The organism is Halomonas sp. PBN3 (assembly GCF_000475415.1).
In the GTDB taxonomy this organism is placed as follows: domain Bacteria; phylum Pseudomonadota; class Gammaproteobacteria; order Pseudomonadales; family Halomonadaceae; genus Halomonas; species Halomonas shengliensis.
This window is the reverse complement of the sequence record NZ_AXCA01000085.1, coordinates 1-2,019: the sequence shown is the minus strand read 5'-3', so window position 1 is coordinate 2,019 and position 2,019 is coordinate 1. Positions and strand designations below refer to the sequence as shown.

Sequence of the window (2,019 nt, the reverse complement as noted above, 5' to 3'; positions counted from 1 at the left end):
ACCCAAACAGTCTTTTGCTCTGGTCGATCAGGTAATTCATTGTGAGCTCTTGCCGACAGTACGTGACATATCGGTAAGGAGGTGATCCAGCCGCAGGTTCCCCTACGGCTACCTTGTTACGACTTCACCCCAGTCATGAACCACACCGTGGTGATCGCCCTCCGAAGTTAGGCTAACCACTTCTGGTGCAGTCCACTCCCATGGTGTGACGGGCGGTGTGTACAAGGCCCGGGAACGTATTCACCGTGACATTCTGATTCACGATTACTAGCGATTCCGACTTCACGGAGTCGAGTTGCAGACTCCGATCCGGACTGAGACCGGCTTTTCGGGATTGGCTCCACCTCGCGGCTTCGCAACCCTTTGTACCGGCCATTGTAGCACGTGTGTAGCCCTACCCGTAAGGGCCATGATGACCTGACGTCGTCCCCACCTTCCTCCGGTTTGTCACCGGCAGTCTCCCTAGAGTTCCCGACCGAATCGCTGGCAAATAGGGACAAGGGTTGCGCTCGTTACGGGACTTAACCCAACATTTCACAACACGAGCTGACGACGGCCATGCAGCACCTGTCTGAGAGTTCCCGAAGGCACCAAGGCATCTCTGCCAAGTCCTCTCGATGTCAAGGGTAGGTAAGGTTCTTCGCGTTGCATCGAATTAAACCACATGCTCCACCGCTTGTGCGGGCCCCCGTCAATTCATTTGAGTTTTAACCTTGCGGCCGTACTCCCCAGGCGGTCGACTTATCGCGTTAACTGCGCCACAAAGGTCTCAAGGACCCCAACGGCTAGTCGACATCGTTTACGGCGTGGACTACCAGGGTATCTAATCCTGTTTGCTACCCACGCTTTCGCACCTCAGCGTCAGTGTCAGTCCAGAAGGCCGCCTTCGCCACTGGTATTCCTCCCGATCTCTACGCATTTCACCGCTACACCGGGAATTCTACCTTCCTCTCCTGCACTCTAGCCTGACAGTTCCGGATGCCGTTCCCAGGTTGAGCCCGGGGCTTTCACAACCGGCTTATCAGGCCGCCTACGCGCGCTTTACGCCCAGTAATTCCGATTAACGCTCGCACCCTCCGTATTACCGCGGCTGCTGGCACGGAGTTAGCCGGTGCTTCTTCTGTGGGTGATGTCCTCCCTCGAGGGTATTAGCCCCGAGGATTTCTTCCCCACTGAAAGTGCTTTACAACCCGAGGGCCTTCTTCACACACGCGGCATGGCTGGATCAGGCTTGCGCCCATTGTCCAATATTCCCCACTGCTGCCTCCCGTAGGAGTTCGGGCCGTGTCTCAGTCCCGATGTGGCTGATCATCCTCTCAGACCAGCTACGGATCGTCGCCTTGGTGAGCCATTACCTCACCAACCAGCTAATCCGACATAGGCTCATCCGATAGCGCAAGGTCCGAAGATCCCCTGCTTTCTCCCGTAGGACGTATGCGGTATTAGCCTGGGTTTCCCCAGGTTATCCCCCACTACCGGGCAGATTCCTATGCGTTACTCACCCGTCCGCCGCTCGACGCCTCCTAGCAAGCTAGGATCGTTTCCGCTCGACTTGCATGTGTTAGGCCTGCCGCCAGCGTTCAATCTGAGCCATGATCAAACTCTTCAGTTTAAGATCATATAGTCCGTTAAGCGGACCAAACTTGGCTCAAGGTTCAAACGTCTCGTTTGACGAGTCGCTTGCCTTGATGATACGTGACATGATCACCGCACCATCGACAAGCGCCCACATGAATTACCTGATCGATTGTTAAAGAGCGGCTCCGAGCTCTTGACGAGTGGAGCGTCTCGCTGTTGCCGTCGTGCCGGTCGCTTCAACGAAGCGGCGGTCTCGCCGGCGCCCTGCGAGGAAGGCGTATTCTACCGTGTCGCCGCGGCGTGTCAAGCAGTGAGTGGCGAAGCGTGCTTGCCGATCCTGCTGACCACCTCGCCTCCGGGAGGCGGGCGACCGAAGCTCCCGAGGAGCTCCGTAAGGCGTGGCGCGCATTCTACCGAATCCGCGGCGACTGTCAAGCGAGA

The 2,019-nt window shown here is 57.1% G+C and carries 1 rRNA gene; it reads right to left on the bottom strand.

Annotated elements, in window-relative coordinates:
• Window positions 1-74: 74 nt before the first annotated feature.
• A 16S ribosomal RNA gene (locus tag Q673_RS23340) occupies window positions 75-1,612 on the bottom strand.
• Window positions 1,613-2,019 lie beyond the last annotated feature (407 nt).